The 24,491-nt window shown below is 72.3% G+C and carries 23 protein-coding genes and 1 pseudogene; 14 read left to right on the plus strand and 10 right to left on the minus strand.

Features of this window, described 5'->3' with window-relative positions; genetic code table 11:
• Positions 1 to 6: 6 nt before the first annotated feature.
• The 5 genes from NE236_RS31575 to sigE all read right to left on the minus strand — a co-directional run bounded on the left by NE236_RS31575 (position 7) and on the right by sigE (position 4,693).
• Positions 7 to 333 carry a sec-independent translocase gene (locus tag NE236_RS31575; RefSeq protein ID WP_252845855.1) on the minus strand — a complete coding sequence of 109 codons (327 nt, stop codon included), beginning with the start codon at positions 331 to 333 and terminating at the stop codon, positions 7 to 9.
• Between the two features lie 287 nt (positions 334 to 620).
• Positions 621 to 2,258 carry a S1C family serine protease gene (locus tag NE236_RS31580; RefSeq protein WP_252845856.1) on the minus strand — a complete coding sequence of 546 codons (1,638 nt, stop codon included), beginning with the start codon at positions 2,256 to 2,258 and terminating at the stop codon, positions 621 to 623.
• Positions 2,259 to 2,427: 169 nt separating this feature from the next.
• Positions 2,428 to 3,498, minus strand: a complete 1,071-nt coding sequence (locus NE236_RS31585; protein ID WP_252845857.1) for a sigma-E factor regulatory protein RseB domain-containing protein — start codon at positions 3,496 to 3,498, stop codon at positions 2,428 to 2,430.
• Positions 3,495 to 4,070 (minus strand): anti-sigma factor family protein, encoded by a 576-nt coding sequence (locus NE236_RS31590; RefSeq protein ID WP_252845858.1) that lies wholly within the window; start codon positions 4,068 to 4,070, stop codon positions 3,495 to 3,497. Before NE236_RS31590 ends, NE236_RS31585 begins: the two co-directional genes overlap by 4 nt.
• Complete coding sequence (gene sigE, locus NE236_RS31595) at positions 4,067 to 4,693, minus strand: RNA polymerase sigma factor SigE (RefSeq protein WP_252845859.1); 627 nt, start codon at positions 4,691 to 4,693, stop codon at positions 4,067 to 4,069. Before sigE ends, NE236_RS31590 begins: the two co-directional genes overlap by 4 nt.
• Positions 4,694 to 4,799: 106 nt before the next feature.
• Between sigE and NE236_RS31600 the strand changes: the two genes are divergently transcribed.
• The 3 genes from NE236_RS31600 (at position 4,800) to NE236_RS31610 (ending at position 7,145) form a co-directional block, all read left to right on the plus strand.
• Entirely contained in the window at positions 4,800 to 5,453 is a 654-nt protein-coding gene (locus NE236_RS31600; protein ID WP_252845860.1) for an O-methyltransferase, read from the plus strand.
• Positions 5,454 to 5,528: 75 nt separating this feature from the next.
• A complete protein-coding gene (locus NE236_RS31605; protein ID WP_252845861.1) occupies positions 5,529 to 6,107 on the plus strand; it encodes a hypothetical protein in 579 nt (192 codons plus the stop codon).
• A gap of 63 nt (positions 6,108 to 6,170) precedes the next feature.
• The gene (locus NE236_RS31610; protein ID WP_252845862.1) at positions 6,171 to 7,145 is read left to right on the plus strand and encodes a glycosyltransferase family 2 protein; all 975 of its coding nucleotides are present in this window, start codon (positions 6,171 to 6,173) and stop codon (positions 7,143 to 7,145) included.
• Positions 7,146 to 7,237: 92 nt separating this feature from the next.
• On the opposite strand, the gene NE236_RS31615 is transcribed toward NE236_RS31610, so the two are convergent.
• Positions 7,238 to 8,050 carry a glycosyltransferase family 2 protein gene (locus NE236_RS31615; protein ID WP_252845863.1) on the minus strand — a complete coding sequence of 271 codons (813 nt, stop codon included), beginning with the start codon at positions 8,048 to 8,050 and terminating at the stop codon, positions 7,238 to 7,240.
• Positions 8,051 to 8,069: 19 nt separating this feature from the next.
• On the opposite strand from NE236_RS31615, the gene NE236_RS31620 reads away from it, so the two are divergent.
• The 10 genes from NE236_RS31620 to NE236_RS31665 all read left to right on the plus strand — a co-directional run bounded on the left by NE236_RS31620 (position 8,070) and on the right by NE236_RS31665 (position 22,367).
• Entirely contained in the window at positions 8,070 to 8,663 is a 594-nt protein-coding gene (locus tag NE236_RS31620) for an acyltransferase (protein WP_252845864.1), read from the plus strand.
• A 305-nt stretch (positions 8,664 to 8,968) separates the two neighbouring features.
• Positions 8,969 to 13,762, plus strand: a complete 4,794-nt coding sequence (locus NE236_RS31625) for a DUF4082 domain-containing protein (RefSeq protein ID WP_252845865.1) — start codon at positions 8,969 to 8,971, stop codon at positions 13,760 to 13,762.
• Positions 13,759 to 14,790 carry a Gfo/Idh/MocA family protein gene (locus NE236_RS31630; RefSeq protein ID WP_252845866.1) on the plus strand — a complete coding sequence of 344 codons (1,032 nt, stop codon included), beginning with the start codon at positions 13,759 to 13,761 and terminating at the stop codon, positions 14,788 to 14,790. The genes NE236_RS31625 and NE236_RS31630 overlap by 4 nt, the downstream gene beginning before the upstream one ends.
• Positions 14,787 to 15,740: an NAD-dependent epimerase/dehydratase family protein gene (locus NE236_RS31635; protein WP_252845867.1), complete on the plus strand. Its 954-nt coding sequence runs from the start codon at positions 14,787 to 14,789 to the stop codon at positions 15,738 to 15,740. Before NE236_RS31630 ends, NE236_RS31635 begins: the two co-directional genes overlap by 4 nt.
• 46 nt (positions 15,741 to 15,786) lie before the next feature.
• Positions 15,787 to 16,905 (plus strand): glycosyltransferase, encoded by a 1,119-nt coding sequence (locus tag NE236_RS31640; RefSeq protein ID WP_252845868.1) that lies wholly within the window; start codon positions 15,787 to 15,789, stop codon positions 16,903 to 16,905.
• Positions 16,902 to 17,999, plus strand: coding sequence for a DegT/DnrJ/EryC1/StrS family aminotransferase (locus NE236_RS31645; protein ID WP_252845869.1), 1,098 nt, complete (start codon positions 16,902 to 16,904; stop codon positions 17,997 to 17,999). The genes NE236_RS31640 and NE236_RS31645 overlap by 4 nt, the downstream gene beginning before the upstream one ends.
• A complete protein-coding gene (locus tag NE236_RS31650; protein ID WP_252845870.1) occupies positions 17,996 to 19,237 on the plus strand; it encodes a glycosyltransferase in 1,242 nt (413 codons plus the stop codon). The genes NE236_RS31645 and NE236_RS31650 overlap by 4 nt, the downstream gene beginning before the upstream one ends.
• Positions 19,234 to 20,658 carry an oligosaccharide flippase family protein gene (locus tag NE236_RS31655; RefSeq protein WP_252845871.1) on the plus strand — a complete coding sequence of 475 codons (1,425 nt, stop codon included), beginning with the start codon at positions 19,234 to 19,236 and terminating at the stop codon, positions 20,656 to 20,658. The genes NE236_RS31650 and NE236_RS31655 overlap by 4 nt, the downstream gene beginning before the upstream one ends.
• Complete coding sequence (locus NE236_RS31660) at positions 20,651 to 21,289, plus strand: acetyltransferase (protein ID WP_252845872.1); 639 nt, start codon at positions 20,651 to 20,653, stop codon at positions 21,287 to 21,289. Before NE236_RS31655 ends, NE236_RS31660 begins: the two co-directional genes overlap by 8 nt.
• Complete coding sequence (locus NE236_RS31665; protein WP_252845873.1) at positions 21,282 to 22,367, plus strand: DegT/DnrJ/EryC1/StrS family aminotransferase; 1,086 nt, start codon at positions 21,282 to 21,284, stop codon at positions 22,365 to 22,367. Before NE236_RS31660 ends, NE236_RS31665 begins: the two co-directional genes overlap by 8 nt.
• Before the next feature lie 48 nt (positions 22,368 to 22,415).
• Here the strand turns inward: NE236_RS31665 and NE236_RS31670 are convergent, their stop codons facing one another.
• Positions 22,416 to 22,688 carry a helix-turn-helix domain-containing protein gene (locus NE236_RS31670; RefSeq protein ID WP_252845874.1) on the minus strand — a complete coding sequence of 91 codons (273 nt, stop codon included), beginning with the start codon at positions 22,686 to 22,688 and terminating at the stop codon, positions 22,416 to 22,418.
• A complete protein-coding gene (locus NE236_RS31675; protein WP_252845876.1) occupies positions 22,688 to 23,173 on the minus strand; it encodes a DUF2975 domain-containing protein in 486 nt (161 codons plus the stop codon). The genes NE236_RS31670 and NE236_RS31675 overlap by 1 nt, the downstream gene beginning before the upstream one ends.
• Positions 23,174 to 23,274: 101 nt before the next feature.
• Here NE236_RS31675 and NE236_RS31680 point away from each other — a divergent pair, with 101 nt between their 5' ends.
• Complete coding sequence (locus NE236_RS31680) at positions 23,275 to 23,442, plus strand: hypothetical protein (RefSeq protein ID WP_252845877.1); 168 nt, start codon at positions 23,275 to 23,277, stop codon at positions 23,440 to 23,442.
• 524 nt (positions 23,443 to 23,966) lie between these two features.
• Here the strand turns inward: NE236_RS31680 and NE236_RS31685 are convergent.
• A complete protein-coding gene (locus tag NE236_RS31685; protein ID WP_252845878.1) occupies positions 23,967 to 24,233 on the minus strand; it encodes a hypothetical protein in 267 nt (88 codons plus the stop codon).
• Positions 24,234 to 24,302: 69 nt separating this feature from the next.
• Positions 24,303 to 24,475: pseudogene (locus NE236_RS31690) on the minus strand (S1 RNA-binding domain-containing protein); the annotation flags it as partial.
• Positions 24,476 to 24,491: the final 16 nt, after the last annotated feature.

Here is a 24,491-nt window from a genome sequence, read left to right on the forward strand (position 1 = left end):
CCTCGCTCAGGTGGCCTCGGGGTCGTACGGCGGGCGCTCGCCGTACGGCAGGAAGGGCTCGTCTCGGACCGGCTCCTGCACGTCCAGGTCGTCGAGATCGTCGAACAGGTGCTTGGTGACGAAGCGGCGGGGATTCAGATCCGCGACGTCGAAGTCGGCGAACTCCGGGCCCAGCCCCTCCCGGAGGTCCTCCTTGGCGCTGTTGGCCATCGTGCGCAGCTGCCGAAGGGCACGACCCGCCTGGGCCGCGACCTTGGGAAGCTGGTCCGGTCCGAAGATGATGACGGCCAGCACCACTAGGACCGCGGCCTCACCGAACCCTACGTCGAACACCCGTCCTCCACATGGTGGCCACGACTCGTCCGTGGAGCCTCCGGTCCCAGCTTAACCGGGCCGGGATCAGCGGTCTCCCCTCCGTCCTGCGGCCGGCGCTCCGCCCGGTGCCCCGGCACCCTCGCCCGGCGGCCGGGAATCCCCTGTCCGGCGACCCGGAATCCCCTGCCGGACGACCGGGAATCCCTGCCCGGCGAGCAGGAACCCCTGCCCGCGACGGAGGATCCCGTGCCCGGCGGCCGGGCCGCCCGCACGAGGGCGCCCTGGCCGCCGGAGGACGTGCCGCGTCAGTTGCCGGCCGCGAGCGTCAGCTGGACGGTCTTGCTCTGGCCGGCACGGGTGTAGACGACCTGCACCGTGTCGCCGGGCGACTTGCTGCGGATGGCCACGATCAGCTCGTCGGCGCCGCCGATCGGCTTGCCGCCGAACGACGTGATGACGTCGCCCGACTTCAGCCCGGCCTTCTCCGCTGGGCCACCCGGAGTGATCACGCCGGTCTTGCACTGCGTGCCCGAGCCGTTCGTCGCGATCCGCGCGCCACTGCCCTGATAGGACATGTCCATGCAGGCCCCGATGATCGGGTGGGTGACCTTGCCGCCCTTGATCAGCTGCTCGGCGACCCGCTTGACCTGGTTGGCCGGGATGGCGAAGCCCAGGCCGATGCTGCCGCTCTGCTGCTTGTCGCCGCCGAGCGACTGAGCGCCCAGCGTGGCGATGGCGGAGTTCACCCCGATCACCCGGCCCTGGGAGTCGACCAGCGGGCCGCCGGAGTTCCCGGGGTTGATCGCCGCGTCGGTCTGCACAGCGCTGATGTAGGCGGACTCCCCGCCCTCGCCGCTCGTCGTGACCGGCCGGTTCAGCGCGCTGACGATGCCGGTCGTGACCGTGCCCGCCAGGCCGAGCGGTGAGCCGATCGCGATGACCGGGTCGCCGACGGCCAGGGCGTCGGAGTCGCCGAGGACGAGCGACGGGCGGCCGTCGAGCGAGGCCGGCTTGATCACCGCGATGTCGGAGTTGGGGTCGCGGCCGACGATGCTCGCCGACGTGGTCTTGCCGTCGTTGAAGACCACCTGCATGGTGCCGCCCTGGGCGGCCGGGGCGACCACGTGGTTGTTGGTGACGATGTAGCCGCCGTTGACGATGAAGCCAGTGCCCGCACCGCCCTCCGTGCCGTTCGCCACCTTGATCATGACGACGCTGGGCACGACGCGCTTGGCGATCCCCGCGACCGAACCCGGGTCGCGGTTCTTGGCGCCGGTGGAGGTCGCGCCGCCGCCCAGGTCGACCGACTTGGGGCCGTCGCCGCCGCTCGCGAGTACACCGATCCCCGCGCCCAGCGCGCCGGCGATCAGCGCGATCACCACCGAGACGGCCAGGAACACCCCCATGACCGGGCCGGACCGTTCGTTCGGCCGGGAGGAGGGCACGGGCGCCCAGTTGGGACCCGTACCTCCGGGGTGGCCACCGCCCGGCTGCGCTCCCCAGGCGTACGGGGTCGGGGACGGGTGCGGCTGGTGGTGCGGCGCGAAGAGAGGCCGGGGCGGACCGGGCTCGCCCGGCTGACCTCCCATGCCGCCCTGGCCCTGCCCGGGCTGTCCCGGTCCCTGCGGGCCGACCTGGCCGTACTGCCCCATCTGGCCGGGCGGGCCCATCGGACCGCCCTGACCTGGGACGCCCTGACCTGGGACACCCTGGCCTGGGACGCCTTGGCCGGGGCCACCCATCGAATTGGGGTGATCGGCGGCCGGAGACGCCCCGCCGTACGGTCCCGGGTCCGGTGGCGCCATGCCCTCGTGCCGTGGCGGGCCGGAGACCAGCAGCTTGTCCGTCAGGCTCGGGGTCGCCTCCTCATCCCCGGCGTTCGGTCCGCGCACACGCCCGTCTTCTGGCGTCGGCCCCCCGGGCGCGCGGCTGTCATCCGTCATACCGAAGCTCCTTGCGTACCGCGCATGGACTTTGTTTCAGCGCTCCACAGTGGCGGGCGAGGCATGTGGCGAGCATAAGCGACCCCGCAGGCGAAACCATTCGTGTCGCGGCGTTACCCGATCCCGGCTGTATCCACCTGAACGCCCTAGAAAACGCGATCTTCACCGATCAGTCAAACGGGTTCGCCCATGATGTCAGCCGGTCGAGCCCGCGGCCGAGGCGGCCCCAGAAACCCGTGTCCCCGTGCGGCAGGGCCGCGACGGCGCGGTCGACGACCGGAGGCGGCGCGTCCGCCACGATCGTGTAGACGTAGCCGTGGCTGGCCCACACGGCGCGCTGCTGGACGGTGTCGCGGAGGTAGACGGTGCGGCCACCCCGGGTGGTCCGGTGCCAGTGTCCGACGCTGCTGGGGTCGAGCATGCCGCGCTGGACGAACACCGACACGACCGAGAGCCCGTCGGAGTAGCTGAGGTGCACGACTGGGGCGCGGCTGTCCAGCTGGCGCGCGTCGTAGAGGCTGAGGTTGCCCGGGAGCGCCGACTGCACCGGCCAGCCGCGGTAGCGCAGCGCGCCCAGGTCGGCGCCGGCGAGTTCGTGCGTCCAGGGGGCCTCGATCGTCTGCGTGGACGCCTGCAGGAACATCGTCTTCGGCGCCGACGGCCGGATCTCGGTGAAGAAGGTGAGATTGACCTCACGGCCCTGCTGGTCGAGCAGCTCGCGGCGGAGCATGAGGCCGGTGGCCCGGTCGATGTGGAACCGGCCGGCGGCGGTGCCGTCGGTGCGGCGCGCCTCGATGACGGTGGTGGGCCGCCCGCAGACCTGACCGTCGCCGGCGCGGACGACGGCGTAGTTGCGCGCGAGCAGGTCGAGCATCCTCGGCGTGTACCCGGTGAGGCCGCCTCGGGACTGCTGGGAGTCGTCGGCCTCGAACATCTGGCCGCCCTGCTCCGCGGTGGTGCTCTGCACCCGCATCCGGGTGCCCTGCCCGGGCAGGTGGGCGACGTTGACCAGCGACGTCGTCGACATGCCGCTGCGACTCCACGACGTGATGTACTGCACACCCTCGTAGGAGGTGTCGCGCGCGGCCCCCTCGGCACCACGAAGGAGCCTCAGGGCCTCGGGGTCGGAGCGCAGCCGGGCGCCGCTCGCGGTGTCACCGGTGGTCACGAACCACATCAACAGCAGCGCGGTGGCGATGCCGCCCGCCAGCCACGCGTTGTGCGAGGTCCGGTGGCTCACGGGTGATCGCCGGCCGTGCCCTCGGGCCGGGGGTCGGTGAGCGGGACGTCCCCGGAGGTCAGGGCGTGCTCGACGGCGAACTGCTCGACGGACGGGGTGACGCGGGGCAGGGAGCCCGGGTCGGCGCCCGCGGCGAAGGCCGCCGAGCCGACGCCGAGCACCGCCAGCGTGGCCGCGCCCGCGAGGAGGTATCTGCCGCGCGGGAGTCGGCGCCCCGTCGCCGCCGCGCGCCGGGGACGGTTGTCGGACGGCCGGCTCGGGCGGGTGTGGGAGGGGCGGACGTCGCCGGGCCGGGCGACGACCGGTGGCCTGGCCTGACCTGGAAGCCGGGGAACGGGCGGCGGAAGGGGGTCTCCCGGCTCGCCCATGGCCTCCAGGCGGCGCAGGAGGCCCTCGGACGGCATCGTGTCGCTCAGCGACCGGAGCCGTTTCTTGAGGCCGCGCAGGGCCTCCGCCTCGGCACGGCACTCCCCGCAGGCGGCGAGGTGGCGATGCGCCTTCTCGCGTTCGTGGTGCCCGAGCTCCCCGTCGATCAGCGCGGTGAGCCGCTCTCCCAGGTGGCCGCCGCTCATGAGGCCTCCTCGGCGGGCGGCTCCAGGCCGAGCCCTCCGGACGAGGCGGCGGCGCGCCGAGGGCCGCGGTGCTCCAGCGCGGCGCGCAGATTCGCACGGCCGCGGTGGATCCGGCTGCGGACGGTGCCGATCTTGACGCCGAGCGTCGCCGCGATCTCCTCGTACGACAGGCCCTCGATGTCGCACAGGACCACGGCGGCGCGGTAGTCGGGCGCCAGGGCGTCGAGCGCCGCCTGGACGTCGGCGTCGAGGTTCTTGTCGTCGTAGGCCTGGGCCGGTGTGGGCTCCGCTCCGTGCAGACGCTCGGCGGCGTCCTCCGCCAGCCCCTCGAACCGGATGCGCTGGCGGCGCCGCGCCTGGTCGAGGAAGAGGTTCGTGGTGATCCGGTGCAGCCAGCCCTCGAACGTGCCAGGCTGGTAGTTGGCCAGGGATCGGAACACCCGGACGAAGACCTCCTGGGTGAGGTCCTCGGCGTCGTGGGGGTTGCCGGTGAGCCGGAAGGCGAGGCGGTAGACGCGCGCGGAGTGCTCCCGCACGACCTCGTCCCACGTCGGAGGAGTCCAGGCGATGCCGGGGTCGTGCACCGACACTCCCCTTTCACGTACGAGTTCTGCCACCGCCATACTGCCCCGATTCTTCCTTCCCGCCTAGCCGTAGCCACGCTCTCTGAAGAACGTGACGGTACGCGGCGGAGTTCCCCCTCCGTACTAGTGTTTGCCCTGCAGGCTCATGCGCCCCAAGGAGGAAGTCATCGACGCGGTCGAGGCCACCCTGGCCTACGTGGAGCAATACCTCCCGGAGGACGAGCCGCTGCGCGAGGCCCGGCAGCGCGGTATGGACGTCGGGGCCACTCCGATCGGCCCGGCGGGCGGTGCGGCCCTGCGGTTCCTCGCGACCGCGATCAGCGCGCGCACGGTCGTGGAGATCGGCTCCGGGTGCGGAGTGTCCGGCATCTGGCTGCTGCGCGGCATGCGCTCCGACGGGGTGCTCACCAGCGTCGACGTCGAGCCGGAGAACCAGCGGCTGGCCCGCGAGGCGTACGCCGCCGCCGGTTTCCCGACCTCGCGGGCGCGGCTGATCGCCGGCCGTGCCCTCGACGTGCTGCCACGTCTCACCGACGGCGCGTACGACATGGTGTTCTGCGACGCCGTCAAGCAGGAGTACCCCGACTATCTCGGCGAGGCGCTGCGGCTGCTGCGGCCCGGCGGCGTCGTCGCGTTCGACAACGCCCTGTGGCACGACCGCGTCGCCGACCGGGCCAACCGCGACCCGGACACCGTGGCGATCCGCAATCTCGGCCGGCTGGTCCGCGAGGACGATCGTCTCGTTCCCGCGCTGCTGCCGGTCGGCGACGGCCTCCTCGCCGCCGTGAAGAGCCGGTGACGACGGCGCCGCGAGGCGCGTTCTGGGCGCCGCGCAGCCGGACAAAGACCCACCGGACACCCCCTAGGTGACGCCGTGACGGCGGTGCGGCGGCGTACGGCGACGCAGGACGTGGCCGCGGCAGCCCGGGTCACGGTCCTGCTCGCGGTATCGGTGGCGTTCGTGGCCGGCGGCGCGCGGGGCCTGCCCGCCTTCGGCGGCGTCCTCTTCCTGATCGTCGGCGCGTCGGGGATCGCGCTGTTCGGGGGGCGGCTCGTGCTGTCGGTCGGACGGGTCGCCGGCCGCCGGCCCGTCCTGGAGTTGGACGAGCGCGAGGTGCGGCTGCCGGCGGCGTGGCCCCGGTCCCGCGCCGATGACCGTCGGCTCGCGTGGCCGGAGGTGGCCTCGGTGGTGCTCTGGAGCCAGGCGGCGCTGCGGGGCCGCCGCCTGCGGTCGGTCGAGCAGCTGACCTTCCTTCCCACGGCCGAGCGTGCCGAGGGCTCCCCACCCCCGCCGAGTGCGGAACTGCTGGCCATGGGACTGGACGACGTGCCCGGAGTGGCGACCCTCCACTGGTCGATCGAGGTCTCGCCGGGCTGGGACACCGATCTGGCGACGATCTTCGCCGAGATCCACCGTCGCGGCGTCCCCACCGCCGACGTCCGGTCGCGGTGAACACCACGGCGGTACGCTCCCGTCGGCAGGGATGCGCGACCGCGTCATCCCGGGAGGGTTGGCATGGCCGGTGCTCCTCACCCCGACCCGGACGTCTCGATCATCGTCGTGACCTACCGCAGCACCGCGTACATCGGCGAATGCGCGGAGGCCGTACGGAAGGCGTCGGCCGGCGTTTCCGCCGAGTTCATCATTGTGGACAACGCCTCGGGCGATGGCACGGCGGACGCGGCCCGTGCCGCGGCGCCGGACGCGCAGGTCGTCGAGAACGACCGTAACGGCGGGTTCGCCCACGGCTGCCACGCCGGCGTCGCCCGGGCGCGCGGCCGGCTGCTGCTGTTCGTCAACCCCGACGCCGTACCGGCCCCGGGAAGCGTCGCGGCCCTCCTCGCGTGCGCGCGCCGTAATCCCCGAGCGGGGATCGTCGGCGGCCGGAGCGTGCTCGAGGACGGCACGCCGGACCCGCGTTCCTGGTGGGGCCGCCCGACGTTCTGGTCCACGCTGTGCTTCGCGCTCCTTCTCGGCTCGGCCTTCCCGGGCAGTCGCGTGTTCGATCCCGAGGCGCCCGGCCCCTGGACGGACGAGGAGCGGCAGGTGCCGATCGTCACCGGCGGATTCATGCTCGTCGACCGCGCTCTCTGGGATGAGCTCGGCGGTTTCGATCAGTCGATCTTCATGTACGGCGAGGACGCCGACCTGTGCCTGCGGGCGCGGAAGGCCGGTTTCCGGCCGATGGTGACCGCGCGCGCCGAGTACCGGCACGAGGTCGGCGCCTCGTCGTCGAGCGTGCGCAAGCTCGTCCTGCTGTTCACCGGGAAGGTCACCGTGCTGCGGCGCCACCTGCCGTACGGGCGGCGCGGCGCGGGCGTACGCCTCCTGACGCTCGGCGTCCTCCTGCGCGCGCTGCTGGGTCGCCTGGTCTCCGCGCGGCCGCAGCGGCAGGGCCGCCCGACGGCCACCGGCGCGGACTGGCGGGGGCTGTGGGCGGCGCGACGCGAATGGACCGCCGGATGGCCCGTTTCACGGTCCCGCTCGTAGCGACGCGCAGCCGGATCGCGGACCTGGGGCCTGTCTCAAAGCCCCGCTGTCCTACTGCGCGGCGACTTCGAGACAGGCACCGGGAGACGTCCCTATGCCCGGCTGCTCTCGTCGCGCTGCCAGGTGGCGGCGCCGGACCGCCGGGCTTGCCACCGGGCGAGCAGCGTCACGGTGAGGAAGAGGGCGAGGCGCGGCAGGAGACGCGGATCCCGTGACGCCATCGCCGCCAGGTCGCCTACGCTCGTCCGCGCGGAGCCGCCTGCCTGGCCGAGTGCCGCCTCCTCGAGCTGCGCGACACCGGTGACGGCGCGGGTCCGGCGGCGCAGCAGGTCCCCCCACGTGCGCGGCGGGTGGATCAGCACGCGGGCGGCTTCGACGACGGCGCGCTCGTCCGCGGCGAACGCGAGGGAGGCGGCGAGGTCGTCGGCGATGACGCCCGGCAGCCGCGCCAGGCGCGCGTGCCCGTCGGCGCTGACCGCGATGACGCCGCGGCCGAAGAGCCCGCGCCGCACCTCCGGGAGCCGGGTCCAGACGTCGTAGTACCAGCGGACCGGCCACGGCCGTCGTGTCATGTCCAGATCGCGCGTGGGTGCCGCCGCGAGCACGCCCGGCCGGTCGAGAGCGGCCGCCAGGGCCCGCACGTCATCGGCTCCCAGCTCGACGTCGGCGTCGACGTACACCCTGGGGAACCTGCGGGCCGCGCGGTCGCCGAGACGCAGTGCCTCCGCCTTGGACGCCTCCGGCGACGTGACCACCCGCACGCCGAAGGACGCGGCGACCTCCGCGGTGCCGTCGGTGCAGCCATTGGGCACGACGACGATGTCGAACCCGGAGCCCGCGAGGCGCGCGAGTAACCGACCGATGACCCGCGCCTCGTCGTGCGCGGGGATGACGACGCTCACCACACGAGCGATTATGGCGCGCATGAGTCGCATTCACCCAGGGGCCGACGTAGACGGCACGGCGCACATCGGTGCGGACACGACGATCTGGCACCTCGCCCAGATCCGCGAGGACGCTCGCCTCGGCCAGGGCTGCATCGTCGGCCGGGGCGCGTATGTCGGGCCGGGCGTGCGTATCGGCGACCGCGTCAAGCTGCAGAATTACGCACTCGTTTACGAACCGGCGGAGCTGGAGGACGGGGTCTTCATCGGGCCCGCCGCCGTCCTGACCAATGATCCCTACCCTCGTTCGACCGGCGTGGACGGCAGGCTCAAGCGCCCGGACGACTGGGAGGCACGCGGAGTGATCGTCAAGGAGGGCGCCGCCGTCGGCGCGCGGGCGGTCGTCGTGGCGGGCCGGACCATCGGCCGGTGGGCGCTGGTCGCGGCGGGCGCGGTCGTGACACGGGACGTCGCCGACTTCGCGCTGGTGGCGGGCGTGCCCGCGCGCCGGATCGGCTGGGTCGGGCACGCCGGCGAGCCCTTGGAGGACGAAGGCGGCGGGCGCTGGCGGTGCCCGCGTACGGGCGATCGCTACACGGAGAGCGGCGGACGCCTCAGCCCGGCGGGAGGATGACCCGACGCTTCGCTGCGTCAAGGCCGAATGCGGACAACCCAGACCTCGCTTTCCACCGTATATTCGGAGTCGCATTGCCGAGGAGCTTCATTTGTCGATCTGACCGCGCGGCGCTAGCGGACGCGGGTTTCGGGGGTTGAGGAATCCGTTTTTTGGCTTCCGCTCAGCCGGGGGAAATCATGGCCAGTGCAGGGTTGAGGCTGTTAGTCAGAGGGCTGCTCCTCGCGGCCGCGGTGTTTCTCATCATGGCGATTGCCGGCTCGAGGGCGCACGCCGCCGGCCCGTGCGATTCCACCGGAAATCTCGTGGCCTGCGAGAATACGAAACAAGGGTCGCCGAGCACGGAGTGGGACAAGATCTCCGGCGGCGGCCAGACGATCGAGGGCTACGCCGCCGAATTCAGCGTGAACGCCGGGGAGACCGTGCACTTCAAGGTCAATACCCCGGCCCGGAGCTATTCGATCGACATCTATCGGATGGGCTACTACGGCGGCGACGGCGCCCGGAAGATCGCCAGCATCACCCCGTCGGCCTCCCTCCCGCAGTCGCAGCCATCGTGTCTCAGCGACGACGCCACCGGGCTGATCGACTGCGGCGACTGGAAGGTCTCGGCGAGCTGGCCGGTACCGGCCACCGCCGTCTCGGGGATCTACTTCGCGCACATCTCCCGCACCGACGGGACCGACGACGACAACCACATCGTGTTCGTGGTCCGCAACGACGCCAGCCACTCGGACGTGGTCTTCAAGACCTCCGACACCACTTGGCAGGCGTACAACAGCTGGGGCGGCAACAGCCTCTACGCCGGCGACAGCACGGCCGCGCCGGGCCGGGCGGTCAAGGTCAGCTACAACCGGCCTTTCAACACGCGCGAGTCGACCCCCTGGGGCCGTGACTTCGTCTTCGCCAATGAGTACCCGATGGTGCGGTTCCTCGAGGCCCAGGGGTACGACGTCACCTATCTGAGCAGCGTCGACGCCGACCAGCGCGGCTCGCTCCTCAAGAACCACAAGGTCTTCCTGTCCGTCGGGCACGACGAGTACTGGTCCGCCGCCGAGCGCGCCAACGTCGAGGCCGCCCGGGACACGGGTGTGAACCTCGGGTTCTTCAGCGGCAACTCGGTGTTCTGGAAGACCCGCTGGGAACCGAGCGCCGACGGCACCTCGACGCCGTACCGCACGCTGGTGACGTACAAGTCGACGAGGGACAACCGGCAGACCGATCCCACCGGAACCTGGACGGGCAGCTGGCGGGATCCGCGGTTCAGCCCGCCCGCCGACGGCGGCCGCCCGGAGAACGGCCTGATGGGCACGATCTGGACGGTCAACTGCTGCGGCGTGGCCATGAAGGTGCCGGCGGCCGACGGGAAGATGCGGTTCTGGCGGAACACCCCGGCCGGAAGCCAGTCCTCGGGCGCGACCCTGACCATGCCCGACCTGACGCTCGGCTACGAGTGGGACGAGGACCTGGACAACGGGTTCCGGCCGGCGGGGCTCATCGACATGTCCTCCACGACGGCCGACATACCCGAGAAGCTCGTCGACTTCGGCACCAACGTCGCCCCGGGGACCGCCACCCATCACCTGACGCTCTATCGCGCGCCGAGCGGCGCGCTCGTCTTCGGCGGCGGGACCGTGCAGTGGTCGTGGGGGCTGGACGCCGTCCACGACGGCCCCGACGGCGCGCCCACGGCCCCGGACCCGAGCATGCGGCAGGCCACGATCAACCTGCTGGCCGACATGAACGTCCAGCCGCTGACGCCGCAGAGCGACCTGAAGGCGGCCACGGCCTCCACCGACCACACGGCGCCGACCTCGACGGTCACCTCTCCGGCCGCGGACGCGAGCATCACCAACGGCAAGACCGTCACGATCAGCGGCACCGCCTCCGACGTCGGCGGGCAGGTGGGCGGTGTCGAGGTGTCCACCGACGGCGGGACGACCTGGCATCCCGCGACCGGCCGCGCCACCTGGACCTACTCGTGGGACGCGACCGGCGCCGGCCCGGTGACGATCAGGACGCGCGCGACCGATGACAGCGGCAACATCGAGACGCCGGGCTCCGGGCGCACCGTCAACGTCTCGTGCCCCTGCGGGCTCTTCGGGCAGTCGGCCGTTCCGGCGAACCCGGCGGAGAGCGACGCGACGCCGCTCGAGGCGGGCGTCAAGTTCCGCGCGAGCGTCGACGGCTGGGTCACGGGCGTGCGCTTCTACAAGGGCACCGGCAACACCGGCACGCACACCGGCAGCCTGTGGACGGCCGACGGCACCCACCTCGCGACGGCGACGTTCGCGAACGAGACGTCGACCGGCTGGCAGTCCGTCTCCTTCCCGGTGCCGGTCCACGTCACCGCCGGCACGACCTATGTCGCGTCGTACTTCGCACCGGCCGGGCACTACGCCGCGGACGCCGCGTACTTCGCCTACCGGCCCACGAACTCTCCGCCGCTCACCGGCCTGCAGGCGGGCACGGACGGCGGCAACGGCGTCTACCACGCCGGCGGGGCCGGCTTCCCCACGGACACCTACAACGGCGGCAACTACTGGGTCGACGTCGCGTTCGCCACCGTCGAGCCGCCGGACACGACGGCCCCCGCAGTGATCGACTCGACGCCCTACGCGGGCTCCTCCAGCGTGCCGACGGCCGTCCTGCCGTCGGTCACGTTCGGCGAGCCGGTGCGGACCGGGTCGGCGTCGTTCACCCTCAAGGACTCCGGCGGCACCGCCGTGGCCGGCAGCGCGTCCCTCGACTCCGCGGGCACCGGCCTCACCTTCCTGCCGACCGGCCCGCTGCCGGGCGGAACGACCTTCACGGCGACCGTCACCGGAGCCAAGGACGCCGCCGGGAACACGATGACGTCCTTCTCGTACTCGTTCACGACCGCCAAACCGCGGCCGGCGGCGGGACAGTGCCCGTGCAGCATCTGGGCCGATGACACCGTGCCGTCCGTCGAGGGCATGAACGACCCGAACGCGCTGGAGCTCGGGGTCAAGTTCACCCCGGACACGAACGGCTTCGTCAGCGGGATCCGTTTCTACAAGGGGCGCAACAACACGGGAACCCACACCGGCACGCTCTGGACCGCGGGCGGCACCCAGCTCGCCACAGCGACGTTCTCGAGCGAGTCGACGCTCGGCTGGCAGGAGGTCCGCTTCTCCTCGCCGGTGGCGGTGACGGCGGGTACCACGTACGTCGCGTCGTACCACACGGCGACCGGCTGGTTCTCCGCCGACAGCGGCGGCCTGAGCCGCGCGGTCGACGACCCGCCGCTGCACACCATCGCCGACGGCGCCGACGGCGTGTTCGCCTACGGCGCCCACGCCTTCCCCAGCCAGAGCTACAACACTTCCAACTACTGGGTGGACGTCGTCTTCACCCTGCCGCCCGACACCACACCCCCGGCGGTCGCGTCGACGAACCCCTCGAACAACGCGACGAGCGTCCCGGCGGGCGCCACGGTGAAGGTCGCCTTCAACGAGGCCGTGCAGCCCTCGTCACCGGCGTTCACGCTGAAGAATCCCGGGGGCACCGCGATCGCCGGCAGCACCGCGTTCGACAGCGCGTCCAGGGTCCTCACGTTCACGCCGTCGAGCCCGCTCGCCGTGGGCACGAAGTACACCGCGAGCGTCAGCGGGGCGAAGGACACCGCCGGCAACGCGATGCAGGGCACGACCACGTGGTCGTTCACCACGAGCGGATCGTGTCCCTGCACGCTCTTCCCGAGCGACGCCGCGCCCGTCACGGCCGCGGCCGGCGACTCCGGCTCGGTCGAGCTGGGCGTCGAATTCACCCCGGACACCGCCGGATGGATCTCCGGGGTGCGCTTCTACAAGGGGGCCGGCAACACCGGCACGCACACCGGCAGCCTCTGGACCACGGGCGGCACCCGGCTGGCCACCGGCACCTTCAGCGGCGAGACGGCGTCGGGCTGGCAGACCCTGGCGTTCTCCGGCCCGGTGCAGGTCACGGCCGGCACGACGTACGTCGCCTCGTACCACGCGCCGAACGGCCACTACGCGGCGGACGGCGGCTACTTCTGGAACGCCCTGGACAACGCGCCGCTGCACGCCCCCACGAGCGCCGCGTCGGGTGGCAACGGCCGCTACGCCTACGCCTCGGGCACACGCTTCCCGAACGAGTCCTACGGCGCGTCGAACTACTGGGTCGATCCGATCTTCTCGACCGCCCAGCCGGGCGATGTCACGCCGCCGACCGTCGAGACGGCGAACCCGGTCGGCGGGCAGACGAGCGTGCCGCCCGGCACCGGCATCTCCGCCGCGTTCGACGAGGCGGTGCAGGGCGGCACCGTCCAGTTCACGGTCACCCCGTCCGTGACCGGCTCCGTGACGTACGACTCCGCGACCAGGACCGCCACCTTCCAGCCGTCCGCCGCCCTGGCCTGGAACACCGCGTACACCGTGAAGGTCACCGGCGCCAAGGACGTCGCCGGCAACACGATGGCGGCCGCGTACACCTGGTCCTTCACCACCGCGCGGCAGCCGGCCACCCCGGGCGTGTGCCCGTGCTCGATCTGGGCCGACAGCGCGATCCCGCAGGTCACGGGCGTGGACGACCCGAACTCGGTGGAGCTGGGCGTCAGGTTCACCTCCGACACCGCCGGATGGGTCACCGGCGTCCGGTTCTACAAGGGGCCCGCCAACACCGGCACGCACACCGGCACCCTGTGGACGGCCGACGGCACCCGGCTGGCCACCGTGACGTTCTCCGGCGAGTCGGCGGCGGGCTGGCAGGAGGCGCGCTTCTCCACCGCGATCTCCGTCTCCGCGAACACGACCTACGTGGTGTCCTACCTCGCGCCGAACGGCCACTACGCGGCCGACTCCAGCGCGTTCTCCGGGGCAGGCGTCGACGCCCCGCCGCTGCACGCCCTGCGGTCCGGCGGCCTCTACGGGTACGGCGCCGGCGGCTTCCCGACGAACGCGAGCACCGCGAACTACTGGGTCGACGTCGTCTTCACCACGACTGCACCGGCGACGGCGCTGCTGGCCGGCGGGCCGAAGAACAGCCCGTCGCCGACGCCCACGCCGACGCCATCGACGCCACCGTCGACCACACCCCGCGAAGGAGAACACCGTTGACGGACGCAGTGGGACTGGCGGTCATCGGGGCCGGCTACTGGGGGCCGAATCTCGTGCGGACCGCTCAGGCGACCCCGGCTCTGCGGCTGGAGTGGCTGTGCGACCTGGACGAGGAGCGGGCCCGCGCCGTGCTCGGGGCCTACACGACGGTCCGGGCCACGACGTCCTACGAAGCGGTCTTAGCCGATCCCGCGGTCGACGCGGTCGCGATCGCGACGCCGGCGGCCACCCACTTCGATCTCGTACGGTCGGCGCTCGAAGCCGGCAAGCACGTGCTGGTCGAGAAGCCCCTCACGATGTCGGCCGCCGAGGGCCGCAAGCTCGTCGACCTGGCCGACCGGACCGGCCGCGTGCTCATGTGCGACCACACCTACTGCTACACCCCGGCGGTCCGCCGGATCCGCGAGCTGATCCATGGCGGTGAGCTCGGCGACGTGCAGTTCGTCGACTCCGTCCGCATCAACCTCGGGCTGGTGCAGTCCGACATCGACGTGCTGTGGGACCTCGCGCCGCACGACCTGTCGATCCTCGACTTCGTGCTCCCGGAGCGGGTCACCGCCGTCGCCGCCCACGGCAGCGACCCCATCGACGCCGGCCGCGCCTGCGTGGCGCACCTGACGCTGTGGCTGACGTCGGGGGCGATGGCCCACGTCCACGTCAACTGGCTCAGCCCGACCAAGATCCGCACGACCGTGATCGGCGGGTCCCGGCGCACGGTCGTCTGGGACGACCTGGACCCGCTGCGCCGGGTCTCGGTGCACGACCGGGGCGTGGACCGCGTCCCCCAGGGGCCCGACCAGCGCCGGGAGGCGCTGATCTCCTACCGGCTGGGCGACATCCACGTTCCCGCCCTGCCGGAACAGGAGGCGTTGCGCGGGGTGATGGCCGAGTTCGCCGCCGCCATCACCGAGTCCCGGCCGGCGCTCACCGACGGCCGCGCCGGCCTCCGCGTGATCACTCTGCTGGAGGCGGCGTCGCGCAGCATCGCGAACGGCGGCGCGACCATCTCGACGAAGGAGAACGCGTGATCGAAGGTAGCCGCTGTCTCGTCACCGGCGGGGCCGGCACGATCGGCTCGACCATCGTCGACCAGCTCGTCGCCGCGGGCTGCGCGGACGTCATCGTCCTGGACAACTTCGTCCGCGGCCGACCGGAGAACCTTTCCTGCGCACGGGAGAGCGGCCGGGTACGCGTGGTCGACGGCGACATCCGTGACGGCGCGCTCGTACGGTCGCTGCTCGACGGCGTGGACGTGGTCTTCCACCAGGCCGCAATCCGCATCACCCAGTGCGCGGAGGAGCCACGGCTCGCGCTGCAGGTCCTCGTCGACGGCACCTACGAGGTGGTCGAGGCGGCGGCCGAGCGCGGGGTGCGCAAGGTCGTCGCGGCCTCCTCGGCGTCCGTGTACGGCCTCGCGGAGGAGTTCCCCACGCCGGAGCGCCACCACCCGTACGCCAACGACACGCTGTACGGCGCGGCGAAGACGTTCAACGAGGGGCTGCTGCGCAGCTTCCACGCGACGCACGGCCTCGACTACGTGGCCCTGCGCTACTTCAACGTGTACGGCCCGCGGATGGACATCCACGGCCTCTACACCGAGGTGCTGATCCGCTGGATGGAGCGCATCGAGTCCGGCCGGCCGCCGCTCATTCTCGGCGACGGCGCCCAGACCATGGACTTCGTCTTCACCGAGGACATCGCGCGGGCGAACCTCCTGGCAGCCGAGAGCGACGTCACCGACGACGTGTTCAACATCGGCAGCCGCACCGAGACCAGCCTGCGCGAGCTGGCCGAGGCGCTGCTGCGGGCGATGGACGCGGACCTCGGGCTCGAGTTCGGCCCGGCCCGGACCGTCAACGCGGTGACCCGGCGTCTCGCGGACGTGTCGAAGGCCGAGGAACGCCTCGGCTGGAAGGCCGAGATCGGCCTGGACGAGGGCCTGCGCCGGCTCGTTCGCTGGTGGCGGTCCCAGCGGTGAAGGAGTCGGACGCGGGTGTGCGGGCATCCGGCACCGTGAGCGCCTCGTGAACCTGGTCGTCTACTTCGGGGGCACGGGCTATGACGGGGTGGCGGGCACGGACCGGCGCATGGCGGATGGCCTCGCAGCCCTGACGCCCGTCCTCTACGTCGACCCGCCGCGCTCGGTACTGACCCCCTTGGTCCACCCGCACCTCGCGGCGTCGCTGCGCGGTCCGGCGTTGCGCGAGGTACGCGCGGGCCTGTGGTGGCTCACCCCACGGGTGCTGCCCGGCGCCCAGCGCCCCGGCATGCGCCCCGTCACCGACGCGCTCATCCGCCGGGCGGCCCGTCGTGCCGCCGCCGGGCTCGGGATGCGCGTGCCGGCCGTGGTCGTCGCGGGTCCCGGCGATCTGCTCGGCGCCGTGCCGGGTGCGCGCGCCGTGTACTACGCCACCGACGACCTCGTGGCGGGCGCGACGCTGCTGGGCCATTCGGCGCGGCACCTGCGGGCGGCGCAGGCCCGGCAGCTCGCCCGCGCCGACGCGGTCGCGGTCGTCTCGCCCGTGCTGCGGGAGAGGTTCGCAGGGGCAGTGGTGATCCCGAACGGCTGCACTCCCGTCGACGCCGACGCGGCGCCGTGGCCCGACGACGTGCCCGGGTCCTTCGCCGGTCCTGTCGCCGGGTTCGTCGGGCACATCAACGCGCGGATCGACCTCACGCTCCTGGAGGCCGTCGCGGGCTCCGGCCGCCCGCTGCTGCTCGTCGGCCCGCACGACCCGTCGTACGAGCCGGCGCGCTTCGCGGCCTTGGTCGCGCGGGCGAACGTGTGCTGGACGGGGCGCAAGCCCGTCGAGGAGCTGGCGTCGTACCTGAGGGTCATCGACGTGGGCCTCACGCCGTACGCGACCAGCGACTTCAACCGTGCCAGCTTCCCGATCAAGACTCTCGACTACCTCGCCGCCGGCCGTGGCGTGGTCTCGACCGACCTGCCGGCGACGGCATGGCTCGGCACGGACCTCGTGCGCACGGCTGCCCGTGACGGCTTCGCGGCCGCCGTCGAGGAGGAGCTCGCGACACCCCGGACACCGGAGCTCCAGGCGCGGCGACGCGGCTTCGCGGAACGGCACACCTGGTCCCGGCGGGCTCGCGACCTCGCCGCCCTGCTCGAATTGGAGGACGCATGATCCCGGTGATCAGGCCCGTGCTGGGCGATGAGGAGGCTGCGGCCGCCGCCGAGGCCGTACGGTCGGGCTGGGTGGCGCAGGGGCCACGGGTCGCGGAGTTCGAGCGCGCGTTCGCCGGCCGCGTCGGCGCCGGCCACGGCGTGGCCACGTCATCGTGCACGACCGCACTGCATCTGGCGCTCCTCCTCGTGGGCGTGGGTGCCGGCGACGAGGTCGTCGTGCCGTCGCTGTCGTTCATCGCGACCGCGAACGCCGTGCGGTACTGCGGCGCCACCCCGGTCTTCGCCGACGTCGACGCGACCACCGGCAACGTCACCGCCAAGACCGTCGAGACGGCGATCAACGCACGGACCCGCGCGGTGATCGCCGTGGACCAGGCCGGGATCCCGTGCGACCTCGACGAGATCACCGCGCTCGGCGTCCCGGTGATCGAGGACGCGGCCTGCGCGGCGGGCTCGACCTATCGCGGCAGGCCGGTCGGCGCGGGGGCCGAGGTCGCCGCATGGTCCTTCCACCCGCGCAAGCTGATCACGACCGGCGAGGGCGGCATGCTCACCACGCGCTCCGGCGACTGGGCACGGCGGGCGCGGCGGCTTCGCGAGCACGGGATGAGCGTGAGCGCCGCCGAGCGGCACGCCAGCCGCACGGCCGTCGTCGAGGAGTACTCCGAAACGGGCTTCAACTACCGGATGACCGACATCCAGGCGGCGATCGGGCTCGTCCAGCTGAAGCGTCTCGACGAGATCATCGCGCGCCGGCGTGCCCTGGCCGCGCGGTACCAGAGGCTGCTGCCCGGCTTCGAGACGGCACGCGACCCGGCGTACGGCGAGACCAACTACCAGTCGTTCTGGATCGTGCTGCCCGACGACCACCCCATCGGCCGCGACGCCCTCCTGGCGCGGCTCGCCGAAGAGGGGATCTCGGCCCGGCGCGGCATCATGGCCGCCCATCTCGAGCCCGCCTACGCCGGTACGCCCGCCGACCTCCCGGTGACCGAACGGCTGACGCGGCGTTCCCTGATCCTTCCGCTGTTCCACGAGATGACCGATGCCGAGCAGGACCGGGTCGTCTCCGTCATCGCGGAGGCGCGGTGAGAATCCTGGTCTACCCGCACGCGATGGAGATCGGCGGCAGCCAGCTGAACGCGATCGAGCTGGCCGCCGCGGTCCGGGACCTCGGCCACGAGGTCGCCGTGATCGCCGAACCGGGCCCGCTGGTCGAGCGGGTGACCTCGCTCGGCCTCGAACACCTGCCCCTGGACGCCGGCCGGCGACGGCCCTCCCCGGCGACCGTACGGCTCCTGCGCCGGCTGATCGCCGAACGCGGGTACGACGTCGTCCACGGGTACGAGTGGCCACCCGGGATCGAGGCGTACTACGCGGCGGGCCGGCGGGCGGCGGCCGTGTGCACGGTGATGTCGATGTCCGTCGCGCCCTTCCTTCCGGCGTCGCTGCCGCTCGTGGTGGGCACGCACGAGCTCCGCGAACGCACGGCCGAGGGACGGCCGGGCCCGGTCCATCTCATCGAGCCGCCGATCGACGTGGACGCCAACGCGCCGGGGCACCCATCCCACGAGTTCAGGGCACGGTTCGCGCTCGATGAGGACCACTTCGACGTGGTGGTCGTCGGTCGCCTCGTCCAGGAGCTCAAGCTCGAAGGGGTGCTCACGGCCGTCGACGTCGTCGGCGAGCTCGGCCGGGAACTGCCGATCCGGCTCGTCATCGTCGGCGACGGCCCGGCCCGGCCGGCCGTCGAGGCCCGCGCGGCGCAGATCAACGCGGCTCTCGGCCGCCGCGCCGTCGTCCTCACCGGGCGGCTCGACGATCCCCGTCCCGCGTACGCCGCGGCCTCGGTCGCGCTGGCGATGGGCGGCTCGGCGCTGCGGGCGCTCGCGTTCGGCCGCCCGCTGATCGTCCAGGGCGAGCGGGGGTTCTTCGAGCTGCTGACGCCGGAGTCGTGCGGCCTGTTCCTGAAGCAGGGCTGGTACGGCCTCGGCGACGGGCAGGGGGCCGTGCGGCTTGCGACGATCCTGCGCGAGCTGGTCGCCCGCCCGGACAGGGGCGCCGAACTGGGCGCGTATGGCCGGGATCTGGTCGTCGAGCGGTTCGGGCTCCGGCGGGCGGCGCGCGTTCAGGAGGAGATCTACCGCGACGCGCTGGCCTGGCGCTCTCCCGCCGGTGAGCCGGCGAGCACCGCCGGGCGGGTGCTGGCGTACAAGCTCCGCCGCCGCTACCGGCGGCTGCGCGGCACGGCCGCGCGCGACGACTTCAACGCGGTCGCGGGGAGCGGGCAGGGTTCGCGACCGGTGAGCCGCCCCATGGGCTCGCGATGACGCTGTTCCGGCAGGCGTCCCGCGCCCTCGGATGGAGCTTCCTCAACACCGTGCTGGGGCGGTTCGGCACGCTCGCCATCGGCATCCTGCTGGCCCGGGTCCTCGGCCCGGCGGAGTTCGGTGTCTTCGCGGTCGCGATGGTGGCGCTTCTCGCGGTGCTGAGCTTCAACGAGCTCGGCGTGAGCCTGGCGGTCGTACGCTGGCCCGGCGAGCCACGGGAGATCGCGCCGACCGTGGCGACCATCTCTGTGATCTCCAGCGGGCTGGTCTACGCGGGCTGCTTCGCCGGGGCGCCCGCCTTCGCGGCGGCGATGGGCGCGCCCGCGGCCACCGGAGTCATCCGGCTGCTCACGCTCAGCGTGCTGATCGACGGCCTGGTCGCCACCCCGGCGGCCATGCTGCAGCGGGCCTTCCGCCAGGACCGCAAGATGATCGCCGACCAGGTCAACAGCTGGGGCGGGGCGGCCGTGTCCGTCGCGCTCGCCCTCACCGGCTGGGGGGCGATGAGCCTGGCGATCGGGCGGCTGGCGGGCGCCGTCGGCTCGGGCGTGCTGCTGGTGGCCTTCTCCCCGGAGCCGCCGCGGTTCGGCTTCGACCGCGCGGTGGCGCGGCGGCTGCTGCGGTTCGGCCTGCCGCTCGCCGGGTCGAGCGTCGTCGTCTTCGCGGTGGGCGGCGTGGACCAGTTCGTGGTCGGCGACGTGCTCGGCGCCACCGCGCTCGGCTTCTACGTGCTGGCCTTCAACCTGTCGAACTGGCCGGTGGGCATGTTCTCCCAACCGGTCCGCAGCGTCGCACCGGCGGCCTTCGCCCGCCTCCAGCACGACGTCCCGGCGATGCGGCGCACGTTCCTGTCCACCGCGGGGCTGCTCACCGCGGTGACCCTACCGGTGTGCCTGCTCCTCGGTGGGGCGGCCGGGCCGCTGGTCCGCTTCGTGTACGGGACCCGGTGGGAACCCGCTGCCGCGGCCCTGTTCTGGCTGGCGCTGCTCGGCGGGCTCCGGATCCTCTTCGAACTGATGTACGACTATTTCGTCGTCCTCACCCGTACCCGCGCGGTATTCACGATCCAGGTCATCTGGCTGTCCGTCCTGGTGCCGGCGCTGGTCATCGGCGCGCGGCTGGACGGCATCGCCGGGGTCGCCGCCGCGCACGCCGCCGTCGCCGCGCTCGTGCCGCTGCCGCTGTACCTGGTGCAGCTGCGCCGGGTGGGCATCGGCGTCCGCGCCGTCGGTGCCCGCGTCGCGCCGGCGGTGCTGGTCGCCTCGGTGGTCGGGCCGGCCGCCGTCCTGGTCCACCGCGCGATCCCATTCGACCTGCTCGCCCTCGCCGTCGCCGGCATCATCGCGGTCGCCGCGATCGGTCTGCTGGTCTACCGGATGCGGGGCGTGCTCAGGGAGCTGCGAGGAGCCGAACATGCGTGATCTGGTGATCGTCGGTGCGGGCGGCTTCGGGCGCGAGACCGCGCAGCTCGCCGGCGAACGGCTGCTGGGCTTCCTGGACGACGATCCGGCCAAGCAGGGTACGGACGTCGACGGCGCTCTGGTGCTCGGCGGGACCAAGGAGGTCCCGCCCGGCGCCCAGGTCGTTGTGTGCCTCGGGAGCCCGCGCGACAACCGTGTCCGGGCGCGCCTCGTCGACCGGCTCGACCTGCCGCCCGAGCGCTACGCCACCCTCGTGCACCCGACCGCCTGGGTGTCGGCGTCGTCGCGGGTCGGCCCGGGCTCGGTGCTGCTCGCGCAGGTCGTGCTCACCGCGTCGGTGCGGGTCGGCGCGCATGTCGCGATCATGCCGCACGTCACCCTGACGCACGATGACGTCGTGGCGGACTTCGTCACCATCGCCTCGGGAGTCCGGCTCGCCGGAGGCGTGCACGTGGGGCGAGGCGCCTACCTGGGCGCCGGCGCGCTCGTACGGGAGGGCCGCACGATCGGTCCGGGCGCCCTGCTCGGCATGGGCGCGGTCGTCACGCGCGACGTACCGGCCGGAGAGGTCTGGGCCGGCAATCCGGCGCGCTACCTGCGCCACGTCTCCGAGGAGCACCGCCATGCCTGACGTTCCCTTCGTCGACCTCGCCGCCGCGCACGCCGAAGTCGCACGCGAGATCCGGGCGGGCTTCGACCGGGTGCTCGACACCACCGCATTCGTCCAGGGCCCCGACGTCGGCGCCTTCGAGCGGGAGTACGCCGCCTTCTCCGGCGCGGGCCACTGCATCGGCGTCGCCAACGGCACCGACGCGCTCGAGCTCGCGCTCCGCGCGCTGGGGTGCGGGCCGGGCCGCGAGGTCGTCCTCCCGGCGAACACGTTCGTGGCGACCGCCGAGGCGGTCGTCCGGACCGGCGCGCGGCCTGTCCTCGTCGACGTCGACCCCGATCATCTGCTGCTCGAACCCCGCCTGCTGCGCTCGGCGATCGGGCCGCGGACGGCCGCGATCGTGCCGGTGCACCTGTACGGCCAGCTGCCGCCGATGGCCGCCATCGCGGCGCACGGGATCCCCGTCGTGGAGGACGCGGCCCAGTCCCAGGGGGCGTCGCAGGACGGCCGCGGCCTCTTCGGCCGGCTCGCCGCGACCAGCTTCTACCCCGGCAAGAACCTCGGCGCGTACGGCGACGCGGGAGCCGTGCTCACCGACTCCGCCGAACTGGCCCGCAAGGTGCGGCTCCTCGGCGACCACGGCAGCGAGGTGAAGTACCGCCACGAGACGCTCGGCTTCAACTCGCGCCTGGACACCCTGCAGGCGGTCGTGCTGCGCGCGAAACTGCGCCGCCTCGCGGACTGGAACGGGCGCCGCCGCGTCGCCGCAGCGCGCTACGCCGCGCTGCTGGACGGCCTTCCCGACGTCACGCTGCCCGCCGAGGCCACCGGCAACATGCACGTCTGGCACCTGTACGTCATCCGAGTGCCCCGCCGCGACGAGGTGGCGCAGGCCCTGGCCGGAATGGGGATCCGGACCGGCATCCACTACCCCGTGCCGATCCACCTGCAGCCGGCCTTCCGCGACCTGGGACACGCCCCCGGAGACTTCCCCGTCACCGAGACGGCGGCGACGGAGATCCTCTCGTTGCCGATGTTCCCGCACATCACCGAGGAGCAGCAGGCCCACGTCGCCACCGCCCTCCGCAAGGCCCTCTAGCTTGATCTTTAACCCATCCGGCGTGTCTCACGGCGCGGGAACCGGATACTAGGGTCCGTCTTCCGCTTCGGCCTTCGCCACCGTTGCCGACGACTGACGCCTCCCGTCCGCGGTGTCCTTGGCTTCAAAACGCAGCAGGTCTCCCGGCTGGCAGTCGAGCGCCTCGCAGAGCGCGGCGAGTGTCGCGAAGCGCACCGCCTTGGCTCGGCCGTTCTTGAGTACCGCCAGGTTGGCGGGGGTGATCCCGACGCGGTCCGCGAGTTCGCCCACGGACAGCTTCCGCTTGGCCAGCATCACGTCGATGTCGACGGTGATCGGCATCAGATCACCTCGTCCAGCTCGGCCTGCATCTGCGCCGCTTCGGCGTCGCGCGCGACAGCCTGGGCGAGCAGCATCCGCAGCACGAGCACGATTAGCGCGCCCCCCAGGACCGCCATGCCGATCCCGCCCATGATGACGGTTATGCCCGGGTTGTCCCGATGGTGTGGCGCCAAGAGGGCGGTGAGCGTGAACCACAAGAGAGCGGCCGCCACGATCGCGCCGATCACGACGTCCACGTACCGGAAGGCGGCGTGGGAGAACACGGTTCCGCGTCGCACCATCGTCACCAGCCGCCATACACAGACCACGATGACCTGGGCCGACACGACGCCCAGGATCACGATCACGCGGAGCGGGGTCAGCGGGAGCGACCCGTCCTCCGGGTCGGTGAACAACGCCCACACCAGCACTGCCTGAACGAACACGGTGATGGCGAGCACCCCTACGAGCACGGCGCGCAGCGCACGCACTGTCAGCTCTCCCATCATTTCTCCTTCGATCGATTTTCGATGAAAATCTATCGATATTCGATAGGTAAAGCAATGGGTCGGCCGAGGAGGCAGGACTTCGGTACAGACCTGACCCGGTGACGTCGCTGGTCACCGGTCTGCCGCTAGACCTGCGGTTCCGAACCAAGGGGCAGCTGGCCATGGACATCTGCGAAGACGCCCGGGCCGACGGGCCGACCTTCGATTCCATCTGCGGGGACGACGTCTACGGCAGCTGCACCGGGCTGCGGGAATTCCTGGAATGAGCGCGGCCCTGTCTGCGTACCCGGGAGCTGTCGAGGTTCCAGGAGGACAGGGCCGTGTACGACGAGGTCACCGTCGGAGCAAGGCTGAGGGGCCGAGACCTGGCCGCGTCCGCCGTTGCCCGATCAGTAGAGCTCCGCACGGTCGTCCTCCCCGAAGACGGTCGTGCGGACAGCGGGCCTCAGGGGCGGCTTGAGGGGGTCGCTCCTGAGGCCTCCGGCGTGCCGGGCGCCAACGTCACCGCGCGGACCGACCGCGAGCCCGGGCCTCGAAGGCCTCACCGGAGCGGATTACAGGACCTTTTTCCGTCCGGGGCGATTGCCCTCGTTCTGCGCCGTCCCGCCACACGGCAATTTTCCCGCCTGAGGGCACACCGCAGAACAAGGGGCCTCGCCCCTCTGTGACGTTCAGGCGTTATGCCGGGCTTTGGTCCGGTCGCAGCCCGCCCCACCCCGCGGGGAGTTGCTCGCTCGCCCCCACAGCGAGGATGGATTCAACACGGTCGATACACGACCAACGTTGGTTGCTACGGCACCGGTTCACCACCGCCGCACGGTTTGATGACGACTAACAACCCATCAACCTCGGAGAGGCGGGCGACCCTCATGGCGGACGCATCCATCCGGCTCCCAACAGCCAGCCTCACCGCGCCATCTGGGACACCATCGGGACCGCCCTGCTGATAACCGCGCTGATCGACGATCTGCGCGATGGTGACACACTCACCTTGCGCGAACTTCAACGCTTCGCTGGACTCCCTCACGCTGGCGTCGACAGGAGCGAGCCCGAACAACTGCCTCTCCTAGACCTCTGACCGAGGGCGAGAACGGGAGGATCGGATTCCGTCACCAGCAGACGGCTGGATCTTCACGAGATGGACCAGGCCTTCGACGCCTTTCGCGACGCGGCGAACGCGCCGAACGGCACCAGCTTGGTGACGATGCCCTGGACGGTCTCGCCGACCTGATGAACCTCGGCGTACAGCCGCCAGGGATCAGGCTGAAGCGCCTTGAGGGACAAGCTCACGCGCTCCTGTACGGGGTGATCCGGT

Origin of the sequence: Actinoallomurus purpureus, from assembly GCF_024055795.1 — a bacterium.
Lineage (GTDB): Bacteria > Actinomycetota > Actinomycetes > Streptosporangiales > Streptosporangiaceae > Actinoallomurus > Actinoallomurus purpureus.